Raw genomic sequence first — 23,113 nt, 5'->3', positions numbered from 1 at the left:
AGCTCCTCCTTTCTTAAAAATTAGTCGATGACCCAGTTCTTGTTGTGAGGTACGGTCTTCTTAGGGTCGTAATGCATGCCGGCTTGTGTCGGTATCTTTAATATATAGGTACGCCCGCTTTTGTTCATCAGCGAGGCATCTCGCAGCCAGGGATTGGCATCCTTCAGTTGGGCATAGGTGATGCCTTTGTCTTTGGCATATTGTGCAAGGTTGCCGATGCTCGTGGTAACGCTTACCTCGGTATAGGGGATGGGCGGGTAGAGATGTTCACGCTTCAGCAGAAAACCGTATTGTTGCGGGTTACTGATAACGCTCTTGGCTGCCAGCAGCCTGAACATATAACGTGAGGTTTCTTCTACGAGCCACAAGTCTACGGCCTGATCCACCATTTGCTTTTGCAGCTGGGAGGAGATACGCCCTTGTCCGGCATTGTAGGCCGCAGCTACACAGAGCCAGTTCCCATATTTCTGATAGGCATCTTTCAGATACTTGCAGGCGGCTTTTGTCTCTTTTTCAATGTGGTAGCGCTCGTCGATATTGTTGTTTACTTCCAGCCCGAACTCACGTCCGGTGGTAGGCATGAACTGCCACAAACCTGCTGCACCTGCCGGTGACTTGGCTATGGGGCTGAGGTTGCTTTCTATCACGGCCAGATATTTAAAGTCATCGGGCAGTCCGTTTTCCTTTAGTATCGGCTCAATGACGGGGAAGTAGCGGTTGGCACGTTTCACCATAAGCATGGTGGTGGAGTGCATATAAGTAAAAGACAGCAGCTCACGGTCCATACGTTCGCGGTGATCATAGCGCAACAAGTCGATATCTTGTCCGGCAAAGGTAACTTTATCCGGTACGGTAGGGGAAGTAACGCAATAGGGCACTTCGGACTTTACGGAGTCACGTTCCGGGTTCAAGGTACTGCTACCCGTAAGGAAAGGCAGGGTGGAACCTGCGCATAAAGCCACGATGGCAGTAACTGCTATGTATTTTGAGTTTTTCTTCATGCTGGTACTATTTGTTTTCGTGGCGTGAAGATACAAAATCAATTCTTTATAGGCAACCTTTCCCACAGCCATCGTGGAATCAAACGCCAAAAAAACACCAGTATCCGGTAGCGACCATCTATAACTGCTACCCGCTTTTTCTGCCTTAAAGCCTTGAGAATGTGCAGTGCCACCCGGTCCGGTTGCATCAGCATCGGGTATTTGCCGTTTTTCAATAAATCGGTGGCAACAAAGCCGGGGCGGATGTCCGTGAAGCAGATGCTGAAGTGCTGCATCCTGGCAAGTTGTGCCAATGCGTCGATGTAAGTATTCTGAAATCGTTTGGTGGCAGAGTAGGCCGGAGCAACACCCAATCCTTTGGTACCTGCAATGGAACTGATGACGGCGATATGTCCGCTGCCTCTCTCCTTGAAAAAGTCGAATGCCGTTGTCACCATGCGGATGAATCCGTCCACATTGGTTCGTGCAGTGTTCAGTTCTATTTCCGGTTCCAGGTCACGATTTTGGCTACCGACTCCCGAACTGAGGAAGAATAAATCCATATCTCCCAATTTAGCAATCAATTGGTGCAGATGTTCGGATGCATTTTCTTCTGTTATGTCCAGTCTTTCGATTTCTATCAAGTCGGGTGCAGTGGCCTGTAAGCTTCGTAAAGCCTCTTCACGTCTGCCGGCGATGCCTATGTGCCAGCCTTGCTTAACCAGCAATTTGGCTACTTCTTGTCCGATGCCCGAGGTGGCACCTATTATGATGGCTTTCATTGGTTACTTTTTATTTATCAATTGGTTTTGTCCGGCAGGGCAATTCGAGGGTAAACGTACTTCCCACACCTACTGTTGAATCTACTTTAATTACTCCGTTCAACTTCTCGGCGATAGTTTTGCAGATGGATAATCCCAATCCTGCCCCTTGTACAAAAGAATCTACTTTTTCAAATCGTTCGAATATCTTGTCTATCTTATCTTCAGGAATTCCGCGCCCTGTATCGGCCACACTGATTTTGACGCCGGTATCGTCTACTTCATAGTAAACTTCGACATGCCCTTGCGTCGTATTTTTCAGAGCATTCGAAATGAAATTATTCAGAATTTGCTTGATGCGTATTGAATCATGCTCTATCAAGCAGGCGTTTACTGGGAGTTTGGCGGTAAGTGTCACACCATCCGGCACGTATCGCTCGTACTCGGTAATGCTTTCGTTGATAAGTTTGGACAAATCGAACCAATCGGGGTGGAGTTCCATGTGTCCGGCTTCTATTTTCGACAAGTCCAGTACGTCATTGATAAGCTTGAGTAACAGTTCGTTGTTACGGTTTATCAAGGATATGTATTGCTCCCGTTCCTCGTCATTATCTACGTAGTGCAATAGACTTGAAAAGCCGATGATTGCATTCAGCGGAGTACGGATTTCGTGGCTCATATTAGCAAGAAAAGCAGACTTCAGGCGATCCGCTTCTTCTGCTTTCTCCTTGGCCTGCACAAGCATGGCTTCGGTCTTCTTCAGTTGGGTGATGTCATAGTTGATGCTGATAAGTTCTATAATATTTTCCTCGGGGGCATAGCGTCTCACTATGAGGTTGGTATACGTCCATGTTGTTGTACCGTCTTCTCTGAGAACACGTACTTCACGACTGAGCTTGTTTTCCAATCCTTTTCTTACCTTATCCAGAAAACTACTCATAGCAGCGCGGTCCTCCGGATAAAAATGCTTATAGGTGCCCACAATCTCAGGTAATGGCGTCTTTTCGTCTTCTCCTACATTTTTATACCAACTATGTTGGGCATATCCTTTTTGGTTGAGTATGTTATAGTGGGCATATCCTACTTTGGCATAGTCGCCTATCAGCTCAAAGTAACTTTCAAACTCTTGTATTTTGTTGTAGGCTACGGTGGTCTCTGTCTTGTCGGCATTAATCAGCAGGTAGTTGATGGGGTTACCGTGGTCGTCGTAGAGTGTTGTTACCTTGGTCACGAGGTCTATTGTACCTGTTTTTTTCCGGTTTTTATAATAATTGCCTATCTTCGAGAAATCGTATCGGAAAGTAAAATCGGCATTCTCGTATTTCTTTAGCTTTGTTTTCATCTCTTCCGGGAAGATGGGATTCTCGAAGATATTGATTCCGAGCAAATCTTCCTTCCGTTGCAAATGGAACATTTCTATCTCTTTGTCATTCAGGTCTATCAGTGTTCCTTCCAGATTGTACAATTCAATTCCTACCGGGAGATGCTTATAGATGTTATGAAGAAGTTGTTCTCGTTGTTGCAAGGCACGTGATGCCGATGACATGTCGGGGCCATCCTGCATTTCGGCTATGCCATAAACTTTAGAGTTGCCGTTTTCGTCGGTCTTTTGTAAACAAGCCTTGCTTCGTACCCAAATAGGACCTTTCACCGTGTCAAGCAGATATACGGCTTCGGTTGTTTCTTGGATATTATTGAAAGAGCGGACTGAAGTCGGTTTCTGTTCCTCTTTCAGAATACGCTTGTTGAAATCTTCAAAACTGATGATTCCATCTTCACTTAATCCCAATAGTTTGGCAATGTATTCGGAGCAGATATAATTTTCTGTGCTTAAATCTGCTTCCCACCATCCCATATTGGCATTATCCATCATCTCTGATAGTAAGTTATAGTCAAATTTATAGCTCATTAAGAAAATCTTTATAGTTGTTTCTGGGACAAGAGTGACACAAAGGTACATTTTTTTTAGAGACTTTTTGTACTTGCCGGAATAAAAAGTATATTTGTTTCCAATTTTCGCATCCGTACATTTTTTATCGGAGGTAAGCGGATATTGGGTGAATAATTTTATGATTTATCAATTAAATAGAGAATAATGGAAAAAGTAATTATTAATTCGTATGAGGATTTTGAAAAGCTGGTAGGCCAGCAAATCGGTGTGTCAGAATATGTGGAACTTCCCCAGGAGCGCATCAATCTTTTTGCTGATGCAACTTTAGATCATCAATGGATTCATGTTGATGCAGAGCGTGCCAAAGTGGAAAGCCCCTTCAAGAGTACCATTGCCCACGGATATCTTACCCTGTCTATGCTTCCTTATATGTGGAACCAGATTATTGAAGTGAATAATCTGAAGATGATGATTAATTATGGCATAGAGAAGATGAAATTCGGGCAAGCTGTGCTGACCGGTCAAAGCATTCGTCTGGTGGCTGACCTTCAATCCTTGACCAATCTGCGCGGAGTTGCCAAGGCAGAGATTAAGTTTGCTATCGAAATTCAGGGTGAGAAGAAGAAAGCACTCGAGGGAGTGGCTATATTCTTGTATTATTTCAATTAAGAAAAATATTCCCGCCATAGGTGCCGGATAGCTGCTATAGGATGATATAGCAGCATCCGTGGACCTGCGTACCGCATGACTTCCCGCACTTCTCAGTTTTTTGCTTGCCAGCGCTTCAGTGTCGGGAAGAATTCTTTCATACCGGCAATGGCTTCTTCTCTGGTAAAATTCATACCGGAATTCTTGTTGAATTCTTCTGTAAATTCGGCACAATGTTCTATCATTTCATCCATGGTGCAATCTTGGGTGAATTTTCCATGCTGATAGCAATAAGTACAGTATTCCTCATTGAGACTACCGTCAGCGTTTGTACCACGTACTTCATCGGATGATAAAGGCATTCCGCAACTTTGGCAAAGTTTAGCTTCCATAATGTTCTGTTTTTAAAGTGATATGCAAATATAGAACTTTATTTTGATTGCAGCATCTTTTTCAGAAATCCTTTATTTTGGAAAAAGAGAGGGATTCGGACAAATAGAACAATTTGTCTGTCTTCTTGCCTGATTCTTACCCGGTTCTTACCCGATTCTTATCCGGTTCTTGTATTCTCTTACCCTATAGACACGAAGAAAACAGGAATGTGGTAGGGAGAAAAAGAGAAATAGAACACTTTCGGGTATTTTGCTTTTTACGATTGGAATAGTAGCTTCTATATTTTTGCTTACTTGTATAAAATGAACTTTTTTTCTATATTCTAATATGTATTTACAACAAAAAAAGTATCTTTGCCCCCATGTCGTCAATGAGATACACAAATATATTGTTGTTGGTACTTCTTGTAGGGAGTTTTGCTTCAGTCGGAGCACAAAACAATCCCTATAAGATTGATGATGCGCTGTATCCTATGTATTTGCGAGCCTCCAAGTGGCGTACAAATCCTGAAGGATTGTCGATTGCAGATACTATGTATGCGGAAGCTATCCGGAAGAATGATAAGAAGGCCCAATGTCTGGCACTTGCCATCCCGGTCAATTACTACTATAACGTTGACGATTATGACAACTTGGTACAAGCAGTAGCGAAACTGAAGAGAGGAGCGCGCGACAACGATTATCTGCAATATTATTATTATGCCTGTATGCGCGAGATCAATTGGCTGTTGAATCATGGCAATTCTTTGCGTGCCCTTCAGAAGGCCGAAGAAATGAAAGTACAGGCTTTTGAAGACAAGCATGAATACGGAATCTTTTCTTGTATCAATACGATGGGGAATATTTATGCAATGCGTGGGAATAGTGAACTGGCGGCAGAATATTATCAAAATGCTTTGGACTATACGCTGGAACACTTGCCCGAACAAGACCCGTCGTTACTTTATCTGAACCTTGCCGACTACTATCGTAATGAAAATGATACACTTTTGCCGAAGGCACTGGAGTACGGCGAGAAGGCTATTCAGGCGGCAAAGACCAATGAAAACCGTCTGGCTGCCTTGGCCGATAAATGCCGGACATTGTATTATATGAATCGTGTCGATGAATTCAATACATGCTATGAGGAATGCATGGAGCAGGTAAAGCGCTATGGTGATTTTCGTGGGAATGTCTTAAAAAAAATACGTATCTTTAAATTCCTTTTGGACGGAGACTATGACCGGGCATTATTGGCGGCAGATTCTGTCGGTAGTTTAATGGAAGTTTATCAGATGCGCGAGATCATATATCTGAAATTAGGGGATTATGAGAAAGCTTATATCAGTAATGCCAAGATTCATAATTACCGGGATTCGGTGAACCTTCAAGTGCAGACATCCGATTTGGCAGAGTTGAATGCACAGATTGACAACGAGCGTATAAAAATGCAAGCCAAAGCGCTTTCCGCGCGCCATCACATTGTAACATTGAGCCTCGTCATTTCATTTCTTTTCCTTTTCACCTGTTTTTTAATATTCTATTTGTATAAACGTCGTAAATCTATGGCTGTTTTGCAGGAGAAGAATGGTGAGTTGACTATTGCACGCGACCATGCAGAGCAGTCGGATAAGATGAAGATGTATTTCATACAGAATATGAGTCACGAAATACGTACACCGCTCAATGCCATTGTAGGGTTCTCTCAGATGTTGTCTACCCCTGAAATGGATTTTGATGACGAAGAGAAGCAGGAGTTTGCTCTACGTATCCAGCAGAGTTCCGATTTACTTACTGCTTTAGTCGAAGATCTTCTTGACCTTGCCAGTTTGGAAAGCGGCAAATACACGATGCATCTGGAATCTCATTGTTGCAATGAGCTATGCCGGTCGGCTATAGCTACGGTAAAGTATCGGAAGCCGGAAGCCGTGGAGCTTTATTTTACTTCGGAGGTGGCGGATGATTATCAGATTACCACAGATGAGAAACGCTTGGTGCAGGTGCTTATTAATTTCCTTACCAACGCAGAGAAATATACTGAACATGGAGAAATCCACCTCCACTGCTCTCTCAAAGAATATCCGGGGAAGATAACTTTCTCGGTTACAGATACCGGACCGGGCATTCCGGCAGATAAAGCCGATTGTATCTTCGAGCGTTTCAAGAAACTAGATGAATTTAAGCAAGGCTCGGGACTTGGCTTAAATATTTGCTCTACCATTGCCGAACGTCTGAACGGGGAGGTAAAACTGGATAAGAGTTACACACTTGGGGCGCGTTTCTTGTTCATACTTCCTCTTGACAAATAAGGTTTGCTAAACAAAACTTGCGGAATGCTGTTGTTCTCAGAGCAATGACAATCTGATAAAGTTATGAACAAACTGAAAATCTCTTTTCTGATATGGATGCTGATGGTGTCTGTATCCGTGTTTGCCGATTATGCTCCTGCCAATGTGCAGGCAGCTTTGAAAAAGATATATCCTACGGCTGACGACATCGCCTGGTCGCGCGATGAAGGGTATTATGTAGCAGATTTTATGATGAATGGTTTCGACACCAAGGTTTGGTTCAATTCGGAAGCACAATGGGTGATGAAGCAGACTGATTGGGTAACGATGGATGAAGTGCCGCCTGCCGTCTACAATGCTTTTGCCGCCAGCCAGTATTCCGGCGAAATGGTGCAGAACGTTACCTGGGTACAGTTTCCTGAATGGCAGGCAATTGTTGCCGTTGAAGTAGGAATGGCAAATCTTCAGACCAAATATCAGATATTATTCACTCCGAATGGCGAAATATTGCGGGTTCGTAACGTAACCTATACCTACAATCCCCTTGGTGCAAGCACTTTCTTGTAGACAGACGGCATATTCCTGCCGAATTTATCATATCTTTGCCTTCCTGAAATGAAACATGTCATGGATCAAGATACCTTCCGGCAAGAAGTATATAACGTAGTTGCTGCCATCCCCCCGGGGCGGGTAGTAACCTACGGGCAGATAGCCTATCTCATCGGTAAGCCCCAATGCTCCCGAATGGTAGGTCAGGCCCTGCACAATGTACCTTCCGGGTTGCATCTGCCTTGCCATCGGGTAGTGAACAGCCAGGGACGGCCGGCACCTTGTTGGGACGAACAGAAAACGTTGTTGGCCGACGAAGGTGTGACGCTCAAGAAGAATGGGTGTATAGACATGAAGAAGTTTCAGTGGGAATTCATGAAAGAATAAATAAATAGAATTATGAAGTTTGTAGGTGCACATGTATCGGCCGGCGGCGGAGTTGAGGTAGCTCCCGTCAATGCTCACGAAATAGGAGCAAACGCTTTTGCCCTGTTTACCAAAAATCAACGCCAATGGGTGGCGAAGCCTCTCACGGGTGAGAGTATCGAACTCTTCAAGGAAAATTGTGGAAAATATGCATTGGATGCCCGCTACATTTTGCCGCATGATAGTTATCTGATAAACCTGGGGCATCCCGAAACGGAGGGGCTGGAGAAAAGCCGCGCCGCCTTTCTGGATGAGATGCAACGTTGCGAGCAATTGGGCTTGCAACTTCTGAACTTTCATCCGGGCAGCCATCTGAATAAGATTTCCGTAGAGGCTTGCCTGGACAAGGTAGCAGAGTCCATCAATATCACTTTGGACAAAACCCGGGGCGTGACGGCCGTTATCGAGAATACCGCCGGGCAAGGCAGCAATGTGGGAAATGAGTTTTGGCAGCTGAAGCATATCATTGACCGTGTGGAAGACAAGTCGCGTGTAGGTGTCTGCCTGGATACCTGCCATACCTATACTGCCGGTTATGACATTGTGAACGAATACGACAAAGTTTTTGAGGACTTTGATGCAACGGTAGGTTTCGGCTACCTCCGCGCCATCCACCTTAATGATTCCAAGAAGGCGTTAGGCAGCAGGGTAGACCGTCACGACAGTATAGGTAAGGGGCTGATTGGTATAGATTTCTTCAAGCGCTTCATGCAGGATGCACGTTTCAATGATATGCCTATCATCCTGGAAACTCCTGATGAAGCTCTTTGGGCGGAAGAAATAAAGCTACTACGTAGTTTTGAGTAAAACTGATATACGTATTATCTTTTATTACTTTCCACCTTTACATTGTCCCACTTGAAGTTCGAGATGATTTCTTTGTCACATGCTCCGTTTTTGGCTTTGATGTCGAGGTTCTCGAAAGTAAAGTCTTTCAGTTGGTACTGGTCGGACTTTTGTACGTCGAAGAATACGTTGCACTCAAAGTTGATGTTACGCATTGTCACGTTGTTCGAGTAAGACATTGGCATGTCTTCGCGCCCTTTCATGTCGAAGAATTGCGTCCAGGGCTTGATGAAGAGAAAACTCTTTGCGTTTCCGGTGATATCCTCTACCAGGATGTATTCGTAGTGTTGCGGAGTGTCCGGACGCATCTTCAGCCATAGCAACCGACTGGCATTGCTGATTTTACAACGGCGGAGAATGATATTGCGGTTGTGCAGAGACTCGCTTCCGCACGTCAGGCCACTATGGCAGAAGCCGTAGGTGCAATCTTCGATGATGATATTGCTATTGCCGCCATTATTCGGGTCCTTGTCCGCCCACGGGCCTTTACCGCCTTTCAGGGCTACGGCATCGTCGTTGACCGACATATAGCAGTTCTTTATCAGCACATTGTTGCAAACATCGATATCAACCGCGTCACTGCTTGGAGCCTTTACCGGAGCAGATGGTGCGAAGATATGCAGACCCAGCAGCTTCACATGGTTGCAACGATAAATGTGTGTGGTCCAGAATGGGGAATTGATGAGGTGTACGCCGGAGAGTTGTACATCGTTGCTATTGGAGATATAAACCAGACGTGGGCGCAACTCGTCCATATTGGTACACTTGGGAATAACTTTGCGGCGTAACCAGAATGATTTCCAGTAGCGCAACCCGTTGCCGTTGATTGTTCCTTTGCCGGAGATGGTAAAGCCATCCACTTTGTCGGCATTGATCAGTGCTGCGAAGTATGGCAGGCTTTGTCCTTCTATGCGGGTGTCCACAATGGGGAAGTTGCTGATGTCGTCGCTACCTTTCAGTACGGCACCTTCTTCCAGATAGAGATGTGTCTTCGGCTTGAAGAAAAGGGCACCGCTGAGGTAGGTTCCCCGGGGAATGATGATGACACCGCCGCCATTTTGGGATGCCTGGTCGATGACGGTTTGTATCTTTTCTGTTTGCAGGAGGGTGCTATCATTGGCCACGCCATAGTCGGCAATGTTGTATTTGCCTCCAAGGTTTTCGATATTCACGATTTCGTTTTGTCTGAACCAGTCAGGGATAGGGGTTCCATCGGGAAATTTCTCTTGTCCGAACGATTGTAGACTGATAAATGTAGTAAGTAGGAATGCAATGAGTTTCATGGTTTATAATTAAATTGTTGAATTATGTTGCAAACATAAGAAACTTAGAGGAATGTCCGGTGTGGAGTGATGATTTAAATTCTGCATAAAATGACTTTTCTGCATAGGGTGGGGTGAACTAAAGAACATGTATTTTCGTTATTAATCATAAATAAAGGTAAGCTATGAGAATTGCAATCGGTGGAGTATCTGGTTTTATAGGAAGTCATCTTACGGAATATTTTACAGGACTCAGGCATCATATTGTCCCTTTGGGAAGAGGGCTGTTGCGTGAAGACTCTTTCCAGCACCTGGTCGATACGTTGGAGGACTGTGATGTGGTCATAAATCTGGCCGGTGCTTCCATTGACCGGCGTTGGACTTCTGCATATAAAGAGGAGTTGCTTGACAGCCGTCTTGGACCTACATCCCGTTTGGTGAATGCCATTGAATTGGCCCAGAAGAAGCCTAAAGTTATGATATCTGCTTCTGCCGTGGGATATTATCCTTCAACGGGGAGCTATGATGAGCGGGATGAAGTGATGGCCGAAGGTTTTTTAGCATCGCTTTGTAGGAAATGGGAAGCTACTGCCCGGAAATGTATTCCTGAGACCCGCTTGGTCATTACGCGTTTGGGGGTTGTGCTTGCGCTTGATAGTGGTGGTGCCGTACAAGAGATGGTTACTCCTTTATTGAAAACGAAGTTCTCCGCTGTGCTGGGTTCCGGCAAGCAGGCTTTTCCGTGGATAGCTATACAAGATGTTTGTAGGGCTATCTCCTTCTTGATAGATAATAACGAAGCCAGGGGCGTCTATAATTTGGTTTCTCCCCAACAGATTACCCAGAAGCATTTGGCTTGCATTTTGTCAAAGGCTTATCATGCATGGGGAACATTGCCTGTACCGGCTTTCCTTCTCCGTAGCTTCTTTGGTGAGCGGAGTAAGTTCTTGCTGGAAGGACAGACCGTTTATCCGTCACGCCTGCTCGAGGCAGGGTTTGAGTTCTCGGTACCGACGGTCGAAGAGTTATTCGGGTATTTCCATTGAAGATGCAATATTGGAAAAGGACTTCCTGAAGAATCGGTCTCGTCACGGCCGATGACTTGAAATCCCAAATGCTGATAAAACCGATAGGCTTGTTCGTTTTGCTCGTTCACATCTACCTTATATATCTGTTTTTGATGGAGGGCATACTCCATTAATTGTTTTCCATAGCCTTTGCCTTGCTCGTCGGGATGTACGAAAAGCATTTCGATAAGTTCCTCGCTTAATCCCATGAAAGCGGCAATTCTTCCTTCCTTATTACGGATGATGTAAAGCTCTACGACCGGAAAATATTGCTCGCGCACCAGTGGCTTATAGAACCGGATATTCTCTTCCGTCAGGAAGTGGTGAGTACTGCGGACAGAGGCCTCCCATACGTTCAGGAGCTCGTCATAGTCTTGCGGAGTGGGTTGGAGTATTGTCATTTAATTGCGATTTATCAGTCATTCATTAAAAATCAGCTTCTTGGGCTATCTTGATTATTTCTCCCGTTACCGGATGTATAAATTCCAGCGCTTCGGCATGCAGATATAAACGGTCTGCTTTCTTGCCATAAAGCTCATCGCCTATGATGGGGCAATGCAAGCCTTGCGAGTATGCGGCATGTACCCGGAGTTGGTGAGTACGTCCGGTACGTGGATAGAAAGCGATGCGTGTCTGCTTGCCGGTACATTCTAAAACCTTGAAATCAGTGATGGCGGGCTTTCCATATTCCGCATCTACCATTTGCCGGGGACGGTCGAGAGGATTCGGACAAAGTGGAAGTTCAATCGTTCCTTCATCCTCTTGTACAATACCGTCGAGCAGGGCAATATAGCGCTTCTTGATGAGGCGGTTCTTGAATAGTGCCTGCAACTTCTGATGCACCTGCTTGGTTTTGGCGATTATCAACAAGCCCGATGTTGCCATGTCAAGGCGATGTACAATCATGGGGCCATCTGCCTCCGGATATCGTTGGCGCATCAGGCTATAAACGGAAACCGTATCTTCCTTACCAGGGACGGATAACATGCCTGCCGGTTTGTTGACAACTAAAAGCCATGCGTCTTCGTAAACTATTTCCGGTTCTTTGACGGCACGTTGCATACTTTCCAGCATCGGATTTTCTTCTACCCGTAGTCCTTGCAACATGTGTTGCAAGATAGGTTCACACTTCCCTTTGCATGCCGGATAGTATTGCCCGTGATGGCGTATCTCGGTCTTTGGTGAGGCTCCCCACCAGAACTCGGCCATTGCAACCGGTCGCCAACCGTTCAGATAGGCATATTGCAATAGTTTTGGAGCGGCACATTCGCCCGCACCGGCCGGTGGTGTCTTGTGTACGGTTTGCTCGAAGATTTCAGGGAGGGTTTTGATTTCTCCCCGGTAATTCAACAACTTGAATTGTTCAAATAATCTTTGTTGCAATGCAGCAGAGCGGGTTTTGCGTTCTGCCTTCAATTCCTGTATCCGCTTTTCCCAATTACCGGTCTGTGCTTGCAAGGAGGCTATCTTTTCTTTCCACGAACGTTCCAGGCGTTTGTATTCCGCTTTTTGGAATTGGCTTTCGCGTATCAGGGCGGCTTCTTCGTTGGCATCAAGCTCTTCCGTTTTCCTGCGTTGTTCCCTTTGGGTTTTCGCCTCTTTCAGTTCTGCTTTGGCAATGGCCAGTTCTTCTTGGGCGGATTGAATGGTTTGGGCAAGTTCGAATTGCAGACGGGTATGTTCTTCGTCCGCTTTTAATTGCTCGATTATCCGGTTGATGGTAGAGATGTTTTCTTCTTCTATTTTGAAGAATCCTTCCGGTTGTAGCAGGTCGTATATGGGGGGCACAAAGTAGGGATGCCGGTTTCTTCCTGCCAGTATGCCGGAGAATGCTGCCAGGTAACCTATTTCACCGTCTTCGGTTTGCACCACCAGTACACCGAACATCTTACCCTCGTTCAGTTCTTCTTTCCATTCCGTTTGTTTACCGAGATACTCTTGCACTTCCCTTGCGGCCAATGTACATAAGGGGTGCGGAGTATAGCAGAAAGGATAGGTGAACCTTTCCGGGAGTGGAATACCGGTTATGGGGGTAGTGAAACGATGCAACATAATGGCGCAAAGATACTATATTTCTTCTATACCTTATAGTTTGCTTTACAATTCTTTATGCCTGCTATGCAATTTCATAAGAAAAAATATTTATATTTATGCAAATATAGCAAGCCTTGTGCAATAACCCCACGAGTGGAAATTAACTTTGTTTTTGTTTTATTGGCATCGTTCTGATACGCCTTTTTTTCTTTTAGTTTGTATATTAGCAGATTAAAGTAGGTAATCAATGTTATGCTCCTCTTGAGTGTATCTAATTCTCTTTAAGATACTTAAAGTAATATGACTAAGGATAAAAAGAGTTTAAGTATATTTATGCTTCATTTTTTAGAGCAGTTGAATGGCAATGACTCTATTGAGAAGAAAGTAATAGATTCATTGGCAGGTTTTTGTAACTGCTTCCAATTTAAACGAGGATTTGTATATCAGACCGATGGCTTTCGCTATTTCTTTTTGAAGGAAACGGCCGGATGTGAAGAAAAACCTTTGCCGCCTTCCTTTGAAATGTGCGAAACAATAGAAGCTCTTGTAGCTTATGTAAGGACTCAAAATAAACCTTTCTATACCGGCAAGAATAAAGATCTCTCTTTAGATAATGTTGGGATTTTGAACTTCTTTGAGGCAAATTCTTTACTGATCAGGCATTTTGAAGATACGGAAGGAAAGGTCATCGGCTTTATAGGGTTTGCGGACAAAGAAGATGAGGAAGACTTTTCGGACGAAGAATTGCGGACTATCCATTTGTTGCTGGGTTCGCTTTCTAAAGAAATAGCGGTCAGGGAGTATAAGGAAAGAGAGGTGCGGGCAAGCAACACATTGAGTAGCATCATGAATAACATGGGAGTTGATATTTATGTAAATTCTTTCGATTCTCACGACATGCTATATGCCAATGAGTCCATGGCGGCTCCGTATGGCGGCATAGAGCATTTCAGAGGAAAGAAATGTTGGGAGGCCCTTTATACCGATAAGAAGGGAGAATGCGAGTTCTGCCCTAAAAAGCATCTGATCGATGAAAATGGCCAACCTACCAAAGTGTATTCCTGGGATTATCAGCGTCCGTTCGATAAATGCTGGTTCCGCGTGTTCAGTGCTGCATTTGCCTGGATAGACGGGCAGATGGCGCATGTCATTACCAGCGTTGATATCGACCACCAGAAGAAGATAGAGGAGGAGTTGCGGATAGCCAAAGATAAGGCCGAGAATCTGGATCGCCTGAAATCCGCATTCCTGGCCAATATGAGCCACGAAATCCGTACTCCGCTCAACTCCATTGTAGGTTTTGCAAGTCTGCTTGTCGAGTCCGAGGATAAGGAAGAACGGCAGGAGTATATTGAAATAATGCAAGAGAATACGGAGCTGCTTCTGCAATTGATATCCGACATTCTGGACTTGTCCAAAATAGAGGCGGGCACGCTGGATTATAATATGGGTTACTTGAATGTCAGGGATTTCTGTGAAGATGTGATGCGCATCTATGATATCAAAGAAGATAAGCCGGTACCCGTTCTGCTTGCTCCCGACTTGCCCGATTACCGCATCTACACCGATAAGAAACGTCTGACGCAGGTGGTTACCAACTTTATAAATAACGCCCTTAAATTTACCACTGAAGGGCAGATTCTTCTTGAATACCATTTAAGGGAAGATACCCGCGAACTTGAGTTTTCTGTTACGGACACCGGTATGGGCATCGCACCGGAGGCGGTGAATACGGTGTTCGACCGTTTCGTAAAACTCAATACCTTCTCAAAGGGCACCGGCTTGGGCTTGTCCATCTGTCGGAGTATTGTCGAGCATCTGGGTGGTGCTATCGGTGCCGAATCGGAAGTGGGAGTTGGTAGCCGTTTTTGGTTTACGCATCCGTGTGCCGAATAGTTTTTTTCCGTATATTTGTGCGAATTAGAATATTCATAAATTAAAATTTCTACGTAGATGAAGAACAAAATAGGAAAGTATCTGGTTGTCGTATCTGCTACATTGCTATTGGCAGGTTGTGGTAGCGGTGCAAAGAAACAAACAAGTGAGGAGGTAAATATGGATAGCGTAAGTGTGGCCGTTGATGGTGTAAAAACGTTGCAACTCTATGGTGTGCAAGTATCTTGGATTCAGGATAATGCCAAGGAACATTTCATGCCCCGGACCATCTTTCCGGATGCAAGTGATGCTTTGATAGATAGTTTGTCGCTTCAGGATGGAATACCTGCTTCCATGAGCGCTTTCCTGGTAGAGACGAACGGGGTCCGTATTCTTTTTGACACGGGCATGGGTGCGCCCGATAGCCGCTTGTTGACCGGCTTGAAGTCCCTGGGGGTGGAGCCTGCCGATATCAAGTATCTCTACCTTACCCATTTCCATGGCGACCACATTGGTGGAATGATGAAAGGCGACGACGTGGTGTTCCCCAATGCCGAGGTTTATGCGTCGAAGGTAGAGTACGATGCCTGGAATGCTATGCCTGCCGATAGAAAGGCACAAGTAGTAAAGACGATGGGCGCTTATAAAGACCGCCTGCACCTGTTTGAATTCGGCGATACCTTGCCGGGCGAGGTTGTTGCGATGGATGCCGTGGGACACACTCCGGGACATACCGTCTTCCAGGCAGGCAAGCTCCTGGTGATTGGCGACCTGATTCATGGTGCCGCCCTCCAGATGGAACATCCCGAGATATGTGCCTCCTTCGATATGAATAAGGAAGATGCCGTGAAAGCGCGCAAGCATTACCTTCAATATGCCAAGGACAACGGGCTGACGATGGCAGGAATGCATCTGCCTGCGCCGGCATTCAAATAAAAAAGCATTGCAGAACTATTCCCCGGTCCCTTTAGCGGGTTCGGGGATTTGTTCCTGCTTTTGGGCTTTTGGTTTAGCATGCCCCTTCTTCTTTCCATATTTCCGTTCCCTTTCCCAAGCCGCCTTTCGTGCCTGGTATTGCTCCATTTGTTTTTCAATATAATTATCTGCCATAGTCCGATTGTTTTTTACGCTTGGATATACTCCATATATTCTTTATAACTGATATACCTTCCCCCCATTGACTTCAGATGCTCCGTTTCGAACTGGCAATCTATCATTACGCCACCATGCTCTCCAAAGAATTGCGCCAAATGGATAAGAGCCAACTTCGATGCACTGGGCACCAGGGAGAACATGCTTTCGCCAAAGAAGCACTTCCCTAAGGTCACGCCATACAGACCGCCCACCAGTCGTTCTCCTTCCCATACCTCTACACTGGCCGCAAAGCGTTGCTCGTAGAGGCGGGTGTAGGCTTCCATCATTTCCTTGCCGAGCCAGGCGCCCTCCATGTCTATCCGCAAATTGCCACAAGCCTGAATCACTTCATCGAATGCCTGGTTGAAGGTGACGTCGTACTTCCCCTTGTTGATAAGCGTGCGCATGGAGTGGGAGATATGAATCTCTCCCGGGAAGATGACGAAGCGGTTCAGCGGGCACCACCATTGTATCTGATTGTCCCGAAATGCATACCAGGGAAATATCCCGTTGGAGTAGGCCAGGATCAGACGGTCTATGGAGAGATCACCGCCCACAGCCAGCAATCCATCGGGTTCGCCATAATGCGGATCGGGAAATGCAAGTCTATTTGTCAGTTGGAAGATCATGCTGTAGTTTTAATTGATCCTTTTCTACTTGAATGCATGCCTTCCCGCCGTTCTTCAAGGCGCCGAATAAAATCTCGCGCATCAATAACGGTTTCAGGTGCGAAGCTATCACACGATCCATCTCGCGGGCACCATACTCCGGGAGGAACCCTCGTTGAAGCAACCAGTTGCGAGCCTCCTCGCTTAGTTCCATCTCTATGTGGCGGGCAGATAGTTTGCCACCCAGCTCTCCGAGCTTCTTGTCGAGGATGAGCGAAGCCATCTGCCGGTCCATATCATGGAAGACTACCGTGGCCGAAAGACGGTTGATGAATTCGGGCTTAAAGGTCTTCTTCACTTGTTTCAGCATGGCTTCTCCGGCGGTGACCTGGCTACTGAAGCCGATGGTGGCCTGGCGGGCATATTGTGCTCCGGCGTTGGAAGTCATGATGAGCACCACGTGGCGGCAATCGGCTTTTCGTCCCTTGTTGTCGGTCAGGACGGCATAGTCCATCACTTGCAACAGGATGTTGAACACGTCGGGATGGGCTTTCTCTATTTCGTCCAGCAGCAATACGCAATTCGGGGTCTTGCGGATGGCATCGGTCAGCAGGCCGCCGTCTTCATAACCCACGTAGCCGGCGGGCGAACCGATGAGTTTCGCTACGGTGTGCTTTTCGGTATATTCGCTCATGTCGAAACGTTGCAAGGCGATGCCCAGTTCGGCGGCCAGCACTTTGGCCACTTCGGTTTTCCCCACCCCCGTAGGGCCCACGAAGAGCAGGCTTGCCAACGGCTTGTTCTCGTCCAGCAATCCGGCTTTGGACATTTGCACGGCTTCCACAACCTGGCGCACGGCTTCTTCTTGTCCGTATATCTTGCTGCTGATGCGCTCGTGCAGGCTCTCCAACGCCACGGTATCATCCTCTTTCATGGCCAGTGCATCTACCTTGCACACACGTGCCAGCACATCGGTTATCAGTGATTTGTCCACGATCTGTTCTTCGGAGGGAGTGGGGTGGATCTCGCGATAGGCTCCTGCCTCGTCCACCAGGTCGATGGCTTTGTCGGGCAAGAATCGGTCGCTGATGTAACGTGCGCTTGCTTTCACGGCGTAGGGGATGACATCGGGTTCGTAGGTCACTCCGTGGAACGCTTCGTATTTCTCCTTCAGCCCCTCGATGATGTGTATCGTTTCTTCAACGCTCGGTTCCAGGATGTCGATCTGCTGGAAGCGGCGCACCAATCCCTTGCTACGAGAGAAGTACCGGTTGTACTCATCGTAGGTGGTAGAGCCGATGAAGCGTATGTCTCCTCTTTCCAGATAAGGCTTCAACATGTTGGAGGCATCCATGGAGCCGTCACTGGTTCTTCCGGCGCCTATCAGATTGTGTATCTCGTCGATGTAGACGATGGCGCGACCTTCGCTTTGCACGCCTTCCATGATGTTCTTCAGGCGTTTCTCAAAGTCGCCCCGGTATTGCGTACCCGCCAGCAGGTTGCCCAGGTCGAGTTCGTAGATGCGACAACCGAGGAGGCGTTCCGGTACGTTGCCCGCCTCGATGCGGGCGGCAAGTCCGTAGGCCAGGGCGGTTTTGCCCACTCCCGGTTCGCCTACGTGCAACGGGTTGTTCTTCTCCTTGCGGCAGAGCACCTGTATGGTTCGTTCCAGTTCCGCTTCACGGCCGATGAGGGGATTGTGGGATTGGAGGCAATCGTTGAGGCAAGTCACGTAGTGCCGCCACGGTTCGCTTTTCCCTTCTTCGCCGGTTGCTTCCGCGCCGCCCATTGCTTCCATGTAGTCCATTTGTTTCGCCTCTTCGTAGTGGGAGACGAGTTGGGCGAGGAATTCGGGCAAATCTTCTTCGAGGGAGTCTTTCAATAGAAAGCATGCCCAGGAGTCGGACAATTGTATCATGCCCTGCACCAAGTGCGGGACGTCCAACTCTTCGGCGCCCGAGTAGTCTACCACGTGGTAGGCATGTTGCAGGAGTTCATTGAGTTGGGCGGAGATTTCCAATTCGTACTCCATGTCTTCGGGAACGCCTTCTATCTCTTCCATGAGATAGTTCTCCAAGGTGCTGTATAGTGGCGGAGCATCGCAAAAGCACATTTCCAGGGCTTTGACGAATGGTGTTTGCTCCAGGAAGGCGCTCAACAGATGTTCGGGCATGATGAATTCGTGTCGGTACTGTCGGGCCTTTGTTTGTGCGGACGTAAATGCGTAGTTTACGAGTTCTGTATTCTTTAAATTCATATCTGTTTTCTTCTTATTCTTCCCCTTCTGGCGCTACGGTGAGCCGGAGTGGAAAACCTTCGTTTCGTGCCATGCGGGTGGCCTTTTGTACTCGGGATTGGGCGATGTCGTAGGGATAAATGCCTACTATTGCCGAGCCCCCGTGGTGTACTTGTAGCATCAGCGTTTCTGCTTCGGCTCCGGATTTGAAAAAGACGGTCGTAAGTATCTTCACGACAAACTCCATCGTGGTGAAGTCATCGTTGTAGATGGTTACTTTGAAGCGTCGCGGCTCGCGCAGTTCGATGCGTTCTTTTTCACGGAAAGATGATTGTTGTTGTTCCATTTCTTAAATTATAATGCTTTTTCTCGGAGAGGCGGACGTATTTTTACCGGCTTGTGGGCAACGAGAACTCCTGCCAGTCGTATTCGTTTCCATATTCATCGGCCACGGCAATGCGTATGTTGACGCTTCCCGTCTTGATCCGTTCTCCGGCGTTGATGCTGGCGGTGTATTTCATGCCGTCGCCGGGTGCAATCTGCTCTATCATGACGGAGGGTGAGATATAGATGCGCTTCATGCCCGTGGTTTCGGCCACTACCGGCACCACGTTGTAGGCCGTCCTGTCTCCTTCGTTCATGATTTCGAAGATCACTTTACTACTTTCGTTTGAGCTGATGACGTGGTCGCGATTGTCGTCCACGAAGCGGATGTTGTGTATTCTCAGGTTGCCCACGGCCGACGTTATCTGCTCTGTTTCGGCTTGTGGCGGATAGGGCTGAGTCCGCTCTATCCGGTAACTATATTCTTCTTGCTTCTTGGGAGCGGTGGCGGCATTGGCAATGACGGCTCCCGCCACGGTTCCTACAATGCTACCGATGGCCGAACCCCGGTAACCTCCTCTCCATCCTCCGTTACTATCGCCTATCAGTCCGCCGATGGCGCCGCCTACATTGCCACCGATGGAGGCTCCCATCAGTACGGCACCCGGGTCGCCCGATGCCATCTGGCTTGTACCGCAACTTGCCAGCATCAGTAGCAAAGCGGTCCATATCGCAATTTGTTTCTTCATCTTGTTTTTTTGAGCTTAGATATGATGAGACAAAGGTAGGGAAAATCTTGGAAGTTGCTATTCACTTTCAGGCTAAAAAGGGTTATATTTGTCGCCAATAATGGTAGTAAACTTCGTATGCCAATACGGTAAATGTTGATTTTATGGGAACACGAAAGAATAAGGCGGACGTTATGCTCGCATACACATACGTTGAACACGGAAGATTTGAACTGCGAGAGAAACCGGTGCCTGAGTTGAGGGACTCGTGCGACGCAATCGTGCGCGTGACGCTTGGCAGCATCTGTACCAGCGATCTCCATATCAAGCATGGCAGCGTGCCCCGTGCCATTCCCGGAGTTACGGTCGGGCACGAGATGGTGGGGATTGTCGAGGAAGTGGGCTCCGGCGTCACCTCGGTCGAGCCGGGCGACAGGGTGGCGGTGAACGTAGAAACCTTCTGCGGTGCGTGCTTCTTTTGCCAACATGGCTATGTGAATAATTGTACCGATCCTGATGGCGGTTGGGCTTTGGGATGCCGTATTGACGGCGGTCAGGCGGAGTACGTCCGAGTGCCTTATGCCGACCAGGGGCTGAGCCGTATTCCCCACTCGGTGAGCGACGAGCAAGCATTGTTTGTAGGCGATGTGCTTGCAACCGGCTTTTGGGCTGCGCGCATTTCGGAGATTTCCGGGGACGATACGGTTCTCATCATCGGTGCCGGGCCTACCGGAATATGTACCTTGCTATGCGTGATGCTGAAGATGCCACAACGCATCATTGTTTGCGAAAAGTCTCCCGAAAGAATCCGTTTTGTCCGCGAACATTACCCCGATGTGTTGGTGACGCAACCGGAGAATTGCCGGGACTTTGTGCTCCGAAATAGCGCTCACGGCGGAGCCGATGTGGTACTGGAAGTAGCGGGAAGCGAAGATACCTTCCGTTTGGCGTGGGAGTGTGCCCGCCCCAATGCCGTTGTCACCATTGTGGCCCTTTACGATAAACCCCAACTTCTTCCTCTGCCCGACATGTATGGCAAGAACTTGACGTTCAAAACCGGTGGAGTGGACGGTTGCGATTGTGCCGAAATTCTCAATCTGATCGAGGAGGGCAAAATAGATACCACTCCGCTTATCACCCACCGCTTTCCGTTGAGCGAGATCGAGGAGGGGTATCGGATTTTTGAAAACAAGGAGGAGGGGGTTATTAAGGTGGCAATATGTGGGAAATAAGACGCTTATACTATAATTAATTGTCTTTTCCGGTAAGAATAGTTGTCTTTGCTACTATAAGAACTAAGAATATAAGTTTGATTCTTGAGAATAAAGCCTTTATTCTTAGAAATACAAGCTTTATTCTTAGGAATAAAGTCTTTATTCTAAGTTTTCTTTGTAGAGTAGATAAGTTTGTATTGTAGGGAGACAATAAAACTATAGGCAAGTGCGGAATGTTATTCAAAAACAGATAGATAAAACAAAAAATGAAAAAGAAAAATAAGCAATCATTCTCTTTAGATGATTATGTCAAAGCTATGAGGAAAGGAAGTCGTGAGGCTGAACAGGAATTACTGGGGCCCGGATTTCATGCTACCCGCCACGTGCATGCTTCAACGAAGACTTATAATCGGAAGTCAAAGCATAAACGGAAGTGGGAGGAGTAGAGGTGGTAGTTCTGCATCACTTGCCGATGCAGAAATGTTGAAAAATATTCTGTAATACCATATCATTCGTCACCTCTCCCGCAATGTCACTCAAATGGAAGATGCACTCTCGGATGTCTTGCGCGATGAAGTCGCCGGAGAGATTCTCGGATAAGCCCTGCCGGACGCGATGGATAGCCTCTAAAGCGTGTGTCAGGGCTTCGTAGTGGCGGGTGTTGGTGACGATGACGTCGGCTTGGGTGATGGCGGGCAGGTTGGCGGCGGTTATCAGCATGTGTTGCAGCTCGTCAATGTGCTCGCGCTTCTTGGCGGAAAGGACGATGGACTTTACGTCGTCGGGGAAGCCGACGGGAGCGATACTTTGAGCATCTGTTGCCAGGTCGGCCTTGTTGAAGACAAGGATCAGTTGCTTGCCTTCGCAACGGGGAAGTATCCGGGAGGATAATTGTGAAATTTGGGCGGCGGCATCGGTAGCGTCTATCATCCAAAGAACGATTTCTGCTTGGTCCAGCTTTTGGAAGGTGCGTTCGATGCCGAGGCTTTCGATGGTGTCGCTTGTCTGGCGGATGCCTGCCGTGTCGATAAAACGGAAAGTAATCCCGCCAATGTTGACCGTATCTTCTATCACATCGCGAGTGGTGCCGTGAATGTCGCTGACGATTGCCTTTTCTTCATTGAGCAGGACGTTGAGCAAGGTAGATTTGCCGGCATTCGTTTCGCCGATAATAGCTACGGGGACACCGTTCTTGATGGCATTGCCTACGCTGAAGGAATGCACCAACCGCTGAAGAACCTTCTCTATCTCTTCCGCCAGTTGGCAAAGTTCGGTGCGGTCGGCAAACTCCAACTCTTCGTGGTCGCTGAAGTCCAACTCCAACTCGATGAGTGAGGTGAAGTGCAGAAGTTGGTCGCGTAGCGAGGCAAGCTCTTTGCTGAATCCGCCACGCATCTGGCTCATGGCCAGACGGTGGGTGGCGGCCGAAGTGGAAGCTATGAGGTCGGCAACGGCTTCTGCCTGGCTCAGGTCCATTTTGCCATTCAGGAATGCGCGCTGGGTATATTCGCCCGGCCCGGCCATGCGGCAACCGCTCTTGATGAGCAGTTGCAACACTTTTTGCAGGATATAGGCGGAGCCGTGGCAGGTAATCTCGGTGCTATCTTCGCCCGTGTAGGAGTGGGGGGCACGGAACAGGCTGACGAGTACTTCGTCCACTACTTCGGTCTCCTCATAGATGCGTCCGAAGGTAAGCGTGCGGGGCTTGCTGTCTTCCAGTCTCTTGCCGGTGGCGGCGGGGACGAAGATGCGGGAAGTTATCTCTATCGCTTCCGGTCCGGAGACGCGGATGCATCCGATGGCGCCTCCTTGGGCGGTGGCTATGGCGCAAATGGTATCTTGGCTCATTGGGCTTTGGTTTCTTATAGATT

Annotated in this window: 22 protein-coding genes and 1 pseudogene; 9 read left to right on the top strand and 14 right to left on the bottom strand. The window is 47.4% G+C overall.

Annotated features, from left to right (window positions below):
• Positions 1-20 precede the first annotated feature (20 nt).
• From AAE250_RS06455 to AAE250_RS06445, 3 genes are read right to left on the bottom strand one after another with little or no spacing between them, the layout of a single operon-like run.
• A complete protein-coding gene (locus AAE250_RS06455) occupies positions 21-1,001 on the bottom strand; it encodes a lytic transglycosylase domain-containing protein (RefSeq protein ID WP_294602040.1) in 981 nt (326 codons plus the stop codon).
• Positions 1,002-1,039: 38 nt separating this feature from the next.
• Positions 1,040-1,762 (bottom strand): SDR family NAD(P)-dependent oxidoreductase, encoded by a 723-nt coding sequence (locus tag AAE250_RS06450; protein ID WP_294602038.1) that lies wholly within the window; start codon positions 1,760-1,762, stop codon positions 1,040-1,042.
• Positions 1,763-1,772: 10 nt separating this feature from the next.
• Positions 1,773-3,650 carry a PAS domain-containing sensor histidine kinase gene (locus tag AAE250_RS06445; RefSeq protein ID WP_294602036.1) on the bottom strand — a complete coding sequence of 626 codons (1,878 nt, stop codon included), beginning with the start codon at positions 3,648-3,650 and terminating at the stop codon, positions 1,773-1,775.
• 186 nt (positions 3,651-3,836) lie between these two features.
• Between AAE250_RS06445 and AAE250_RS06440 the strand changes: the two genes are divergently transcribed.
• Positions 3,837-4,301: a MaoC family dehydratase gene (locus tag AAE250_RS06440; RefSeq protein ID WP_294602034.1), complete on the top strand. Its 465-nt coding sequence runs from the start codon at positions 3,837-3,839 to the stop codon at positions 4,299-4,301.
• Here AAE250_RS06440 and AAE250_RS06435 read toward each other — a convergent pair.
• Positions 4,298-4,390 (bottom strand): annotated as a pseudogene (locus AAE250_RS06435) (nitrous oxide-stimulated promoter family protein); the annotation flags it as partial. The gene AAE250_RS06440 and the pseudogene AAE250_RS06435 sit on opposite strands and share 4 nt — an antisense overlap.
• Positions 4,391-4,393: 3 nt before the next feature.
• A complete protein-coding gene (locus AAE250_RS06430) occupies positions 4,394-4,672 on the bottom strand; it encodes a zinc ribbon domain-containing protein (protein WP_294602032.1) in 279 nt (92 codons plus the stop codon).
• 371 nt (positions 4,673-5,043) lie between these two features.
• Here AAE250_RS06430 and AAE250_RS06425 point away from each other — a divergent pair, with 371 nt between their 5' ends.
• The 4 genes from AAE250_RS06425 (at position 5,044) to nfo (ending at position 8,721) form a co-directional block, all read left to right on the top strand.
• Positions 5,044-6,960: a tetratricopeptide repeat-containing sensor histidine kinase gene (locus AAE250_RS06425; RefSeq protein ID WP_446715731.1), complete on the top strand. Its 1,917-nt coding sequence runs from the start codon at positions 5,044-5,046 to the stop codon at positions 6,958-6,960.
• Between the two features lie 63 nt (positions 6,961-7,023).
• On the top strand, positions 7,024-7,506 hold the full coding sequence (locus AAE250_RS06420; RefSeq protein WP_294602028.1) for a PepSY-like domain-containing protein: 483 nt from the start codon (positions 7,024-7,026) through the stop codon (positions 7,504-7,506).
• 60 nt (positions 7,507-7,566) lie between these two features.
• Positions 7,567-7,875, top strand: a complete 309-nt coding sequence (locus tag AAE250_RS06415) for an MGMT family protein (protein WP_294602027.1) — start codon at positions 7,567-7,569, stop codon at positions 7,873-7,875.
• Between the two features lie 12 nt (positions 7,876-7,887).
• Entirely contained in the window at positions 7,888-8,721 is an 834-nt protein-coding gene (nfo, locus tag AAE250_RS06410) for a deoxyribonuclease IV (RefSeq protein WP_294602026.1), read from the top strand.
• Positions 8,722-8,735: 14 nt separating this feature from the next.
• Here nfo and AAE250_RS06405 read toward each other — a convergent pair whose 3' ends face one another.
• A complete protein-coding gene (locus AAE250_RS06405) occupies positions 8,736-10,043 on the bottom strand; it encodes a rhamnogalacturonidase (protein ID WP_294602025.1) in 1,308 nt (435 codons plus the stop codon).
• 164 nt (positions 10,044-10,207) lie between these two features.
• Here AAE250_RS06405 and AAE250_RS06400 point away from each other — a divergent pair, with 164 nt between their 5' ends.
• On the top strand, positions 10,208-11,068 hold the full coding sequence (locus AAE250_RS06400; RefSeq protein WP_294602024.1) for a TIGR01777 family oxidoreductase: 861 nt from the start codon (positions 10,208-10,210) through the stop codon (positions 11,066-11,068).
• Here AAE250_RS06400 and AAE250_RS06395 read toward each other — a convergent pair.
• Together AAE250_RS06395 and AAE250_RS06390 are read right to left on the bottom strand one after the other, a co-directional pair.
• Positions 10,990-11,490, bottom strand: coding sequence for a GNAT family N-acetyltransferase (locus AAE250_RS06395; protein WP_294602023.1), 501 nt, complete (start codon positions 11,488-11,490; stop codon positions 10,990-10,992). The genes AAE250_RS06400 and AAE250_RS06395 overlap by 79 nt on opposite strands.
• A 25-nt stretch (positions 11,491-11,515) precedes the next feature.
• The gene (locus tag AAE250_RS06390; RefSeq protein WP_294602022.1) at positions 11,516-13,141 is read right to left on the bottom strand and encodes an RluA family pseudouridine synthase; all 1,626 of its coding nucleotides are present in this window, start codon (positions 13,139-13,141) and stop codon (positions 11,516-11,518) included.
• 282 nt (positions 13,142-13,423) lie between these two features.
• Here AAE250_RS06390 and AAE250_RS06385 point away from each other — a divergent pair, with 282 nt between their 5' ends.
• Positions 13,424-15,019 carry a sensor histidine kinase gene (locus tag AAE250_RS06385; RefSeq protein WP_294602021.1) on the top strand — a complete coding sequence of 532 codons (1,596 nt, stop codon included), beginning with the start codon at positions 13,424-13,426 and terminating at the stop codon, positions 15,017-15,019.
• A 57-nt stretch (positions 15,020-15,076) separates the two neighbouring features.
• Entirely contained in the window at positions 15,077-15,934 is an 858-nt protein-coding gene (locus AAE250_RS06380) for an MBL fold metallo-hydrolase (RefSeq protein ID WP_294602020.1), read from the top strand.
• A 15-nt stretch (positions 15,935-15,949) separates the two neighbouring features.
• Here the strand turns inward: AAE250_RS06380 and AAE250_RS06375 are convergent, their stop codons facing one another.
• The 5 genes from AAE250_RS06375 to AAE250_RS06355 are packed head-to-tail and all read right to left on the bottom strand — an operon-like array spanning position 15,950 to position 20,049.
• Positions 15,950-16,108 (bottom strand): hypothetical protein, encoded by a 159-nt coding sequence (locus AAE250_RS06375; protein WP_294602018.1) that lies wholly within the window; start codon positions 16,106-16,108, stop codon positions 15,950-15,952.
• A 14-nt stretch (positions 16,109-16,122) separates the two neighbouring features.
• Positions 16,123-16,761 carry a leucyl/phenylalanyl-tRNA--protein transferase gene (gene aat, locus AAE250_RS06370; protein WP_294602016.1) on the bottom strand — a complete coding sequence of 213 codons (639 nt, stop codon included), beginning with the start codon at positions 16,759-16,761 and terminating at the stop codon, positions 16,123-16,125.
• A complete protein-coding gene (locus AAE250_RS06365) occupies positions 16,739-18,997 on the bottom strand; it encodes an AAA family ATPase (protein WP_294602015.1) in 2,259 nt (752 codons plus the stop codon). The genes aat and AAE250_RS06365 overlap by 23 nt, the downstream gene beginning before the upstream one ends.
• Positions 18,998-19,010: 13 nt before the next feature.
• Entirely contained in the window at positions 19,011-19,322 is a 312-nt protein-coding gene (locus AAE250_RS06360) for an ATP-dependent Clp protease adaptor ClpS (RefSeq protein WP_294602013.1), read from the bottom strand.
• Positions 19,323-19,365: 43 nt separating this feature from the next.
• Positions 19,366-20,049 carry a glycine zipper domain-containing protein gene (locus AAE250_RS06355; protein ID WP_294602011.1) on the bottom strand — a complete coding sequence of 228 codons (684 nt, stop codon included), beginning with the start codon at positions 20,047-20,049 and terminating at the stop codon, positions 19,366-19,368.
• A 173-nt stretch (positions 20,050-20,222) separates the two neighbouring features.
• Between AAE250_RS06355 and AAE250_RS06350 the strand changes: the two genes are divergently transcribed.
• Positions 20,223-21,260 (top strand): alcohol dehydrogenase, encoded by a 1,038-nt coding sequence (locus tag AAE250_RS06350; RefSeq protein WP_294602083.1) that lies wholly within the window; start codon positions 20,223-20,225, stop codon positions 21,258-21,260.
• 444 nt (positions 21,261-21,704) lie between these two features.
• Here AAE250_RS06350 and mnmE read toward each other — a convergent pair whose 3' ends face one another.
• Positions 21,705-23,090, bottom strand: a complete 1,386-nt coding sequence (gene mnmE, locus AAE250_RS06345; protein ID WP_294602009.1) for a tRNA uridine-5-carboxymethylaminomethyl(34) synthesis GTPase MnmE — start codon at positions 23,088-23,090, stop codon at positions 21,705-21,707.
• Between the last annotated feature and the right edge of the window lie 23 nt (positions 23,091-23,113).

It is taken from the genome of Bacteroides sp. GD17, from assembly GCF_038448625.1.
In the GTDB taxonomy this organism is placed as follows: domain Bacteria; phylum Bacteroidota; class Bacteroidia; order Bacteroidales; family Bacteroidaceae; genus Bacteroides.
This window is presented reverse-complemented; position numbering and strand designations above follow the sequence as displayed.

Bases quoted from the DNA above. Each gene is read 5' to 3' on its own strand.
- AAE250_RS06455 (WP_294602040.1), bottom strand. From the start codon at position 1,001: ATGAAGAAAAACTCAAAATACATAGCAGTTACTGCCATCGTGGCTTTA.
- AAE250_RS06450 (WP_294602038.1), bottom strand. From the start codon at position 1,762: ATGAAAGCCATCATAATAGGTGCCACCTCGGGCATCGGACAAGAAGTA.
- AAE250_RS06445 (WP_294602036.1), bottom strand. From the start codon at position 3,650: ATGAGCTATAAATTTGACTATAACTTACTATCAGAGATGATGGATAAT.
- AAE250_RS06440 (WP_294602034.1), top strand. From the start codon at position 3,837: ATGGAAAAAGTAATTATTAATTCGTATGAGGATTTTGAAAAGCTGGTA.
- AAE250_RS06430 (WP_294602032.1), bottom strand. From the start codon at position 4,672: ATGGAAGCTAAACTTTGCCAAAGTTGCGGAATGCCTTTATCATCCGAT.
- AAE250_RS06425 (WP_446715731.1), top strand. From the start codon at position 5,044: ATGAGATACACAAATATATTGTTGTTGGTACTTCTTGTAGGGAGTTTT.
- AAE250_RS06420 (WP_294602028.1), top strand. From the start codon at position 7,024: ATGAACAAACTGAAAATCTCTTTTCTGATATGGATGCTGATGGTGTCT.
- AAE250_RS06415 (WP_294602027.1), top strand. From the start codon at position 7,567: ATGGATCAAGATACCTTCCGGCAAGAAGTATATAACGTAGTTGCTGCC.
- nfo (WP_294602026.1), top strand. From the start codon at position 7,888: ATGAAGTTTGTAGGTGCACATGTATCGGCCGGCGGCGGAGTTGAGGTA.
- AAE250_RS06405 (WP_294602025.1), bottom strand. From the start codon at position 10,043: ATGAAACTCATTGCATTCCTACTTACTACATTTATCAGTCTACAATCG.
- AAE250_RS06400 (WP_294602024.1), top strand. From the start codon at position 10,208: ATGAGAATTGCAATCGGTGGAGTATCTGGTTTTATAGGAAGTCATCTT.
- AAE250_RS06395 (WP_294602023.1), bottom strand. From the start codon at position 11,490: ATGACAATACTCCAACCCACTCCGCAAGACTATGACGAGCTCCTGAAC.
- AAE250_RS06390 (WP_294602022.1), bottom strand. From the start codon at position 13,141: ATGTTGCATCGTTTCACTACCCCCATAACCGGTATTCCACTCCCGGAA.
- AAE250_RS06385 (WP_294602021.1), top strand. From the start codon at position 13,424: ATGACTAAGGATAAAAAGAGTTTAAGTATATTTATGCTTCATTTTTTA.
- AAE250_RS06380 (WP_294602020.1), top strand. From the start codon at position 15,077: ATGAAGAACAAAATAGGAAAGTATCTGGTTGTCGTATCTGCTACATTG.
- AAE250_RS06375 (WP_294602018.1), bottom strand. From the start codon at position 16,108: ATGGCAGATAATTATATTGAAAAACAAATGGAGCAATACCAGGCACGA.
- aat (WP_294602016.1), bottom strand. From the start codon at position 16,761: ATGATCTTCCAACTGACAAATAGACTTGCATTTCCCGATCCGCATTAT.
- AAE250_RS06365 (WP_294602015.1), bottom strand. From the start codon at position 18,997: ATGAATTTAAAGAATACAGAACTCGTAAACTACGCATTTACGTCCGCA.
- AAE250_RS06360 (WP_294602013.1), bottom strand. From the start codon at position 19,322: ATGGAACAACAACAATCATCTTTCCGTGAAAAAGAACGCATCGAACTG.
- AAE250_RS06355 (WP_294602011.1), bottom strand. From the start codon at position 20,049: ATGAAGAAACAAATTGCGATATGGACCGCTTTGCTACTGATGCTGGCA.
- AAE250_RS06350 (WP_294602083.1), top strand. From the start codon at position 20,223: ATGCTCGCATACACATACGTTGAACACGGAAGATTTGAACTGCGAGAG.
- mnmE (WP_294602009.1), bottom strand. From the start codon at position 23,090: ATGAGCCAAGATACCATTTGCGCCATAGCCACCGCCCAAGGAGGCGCC.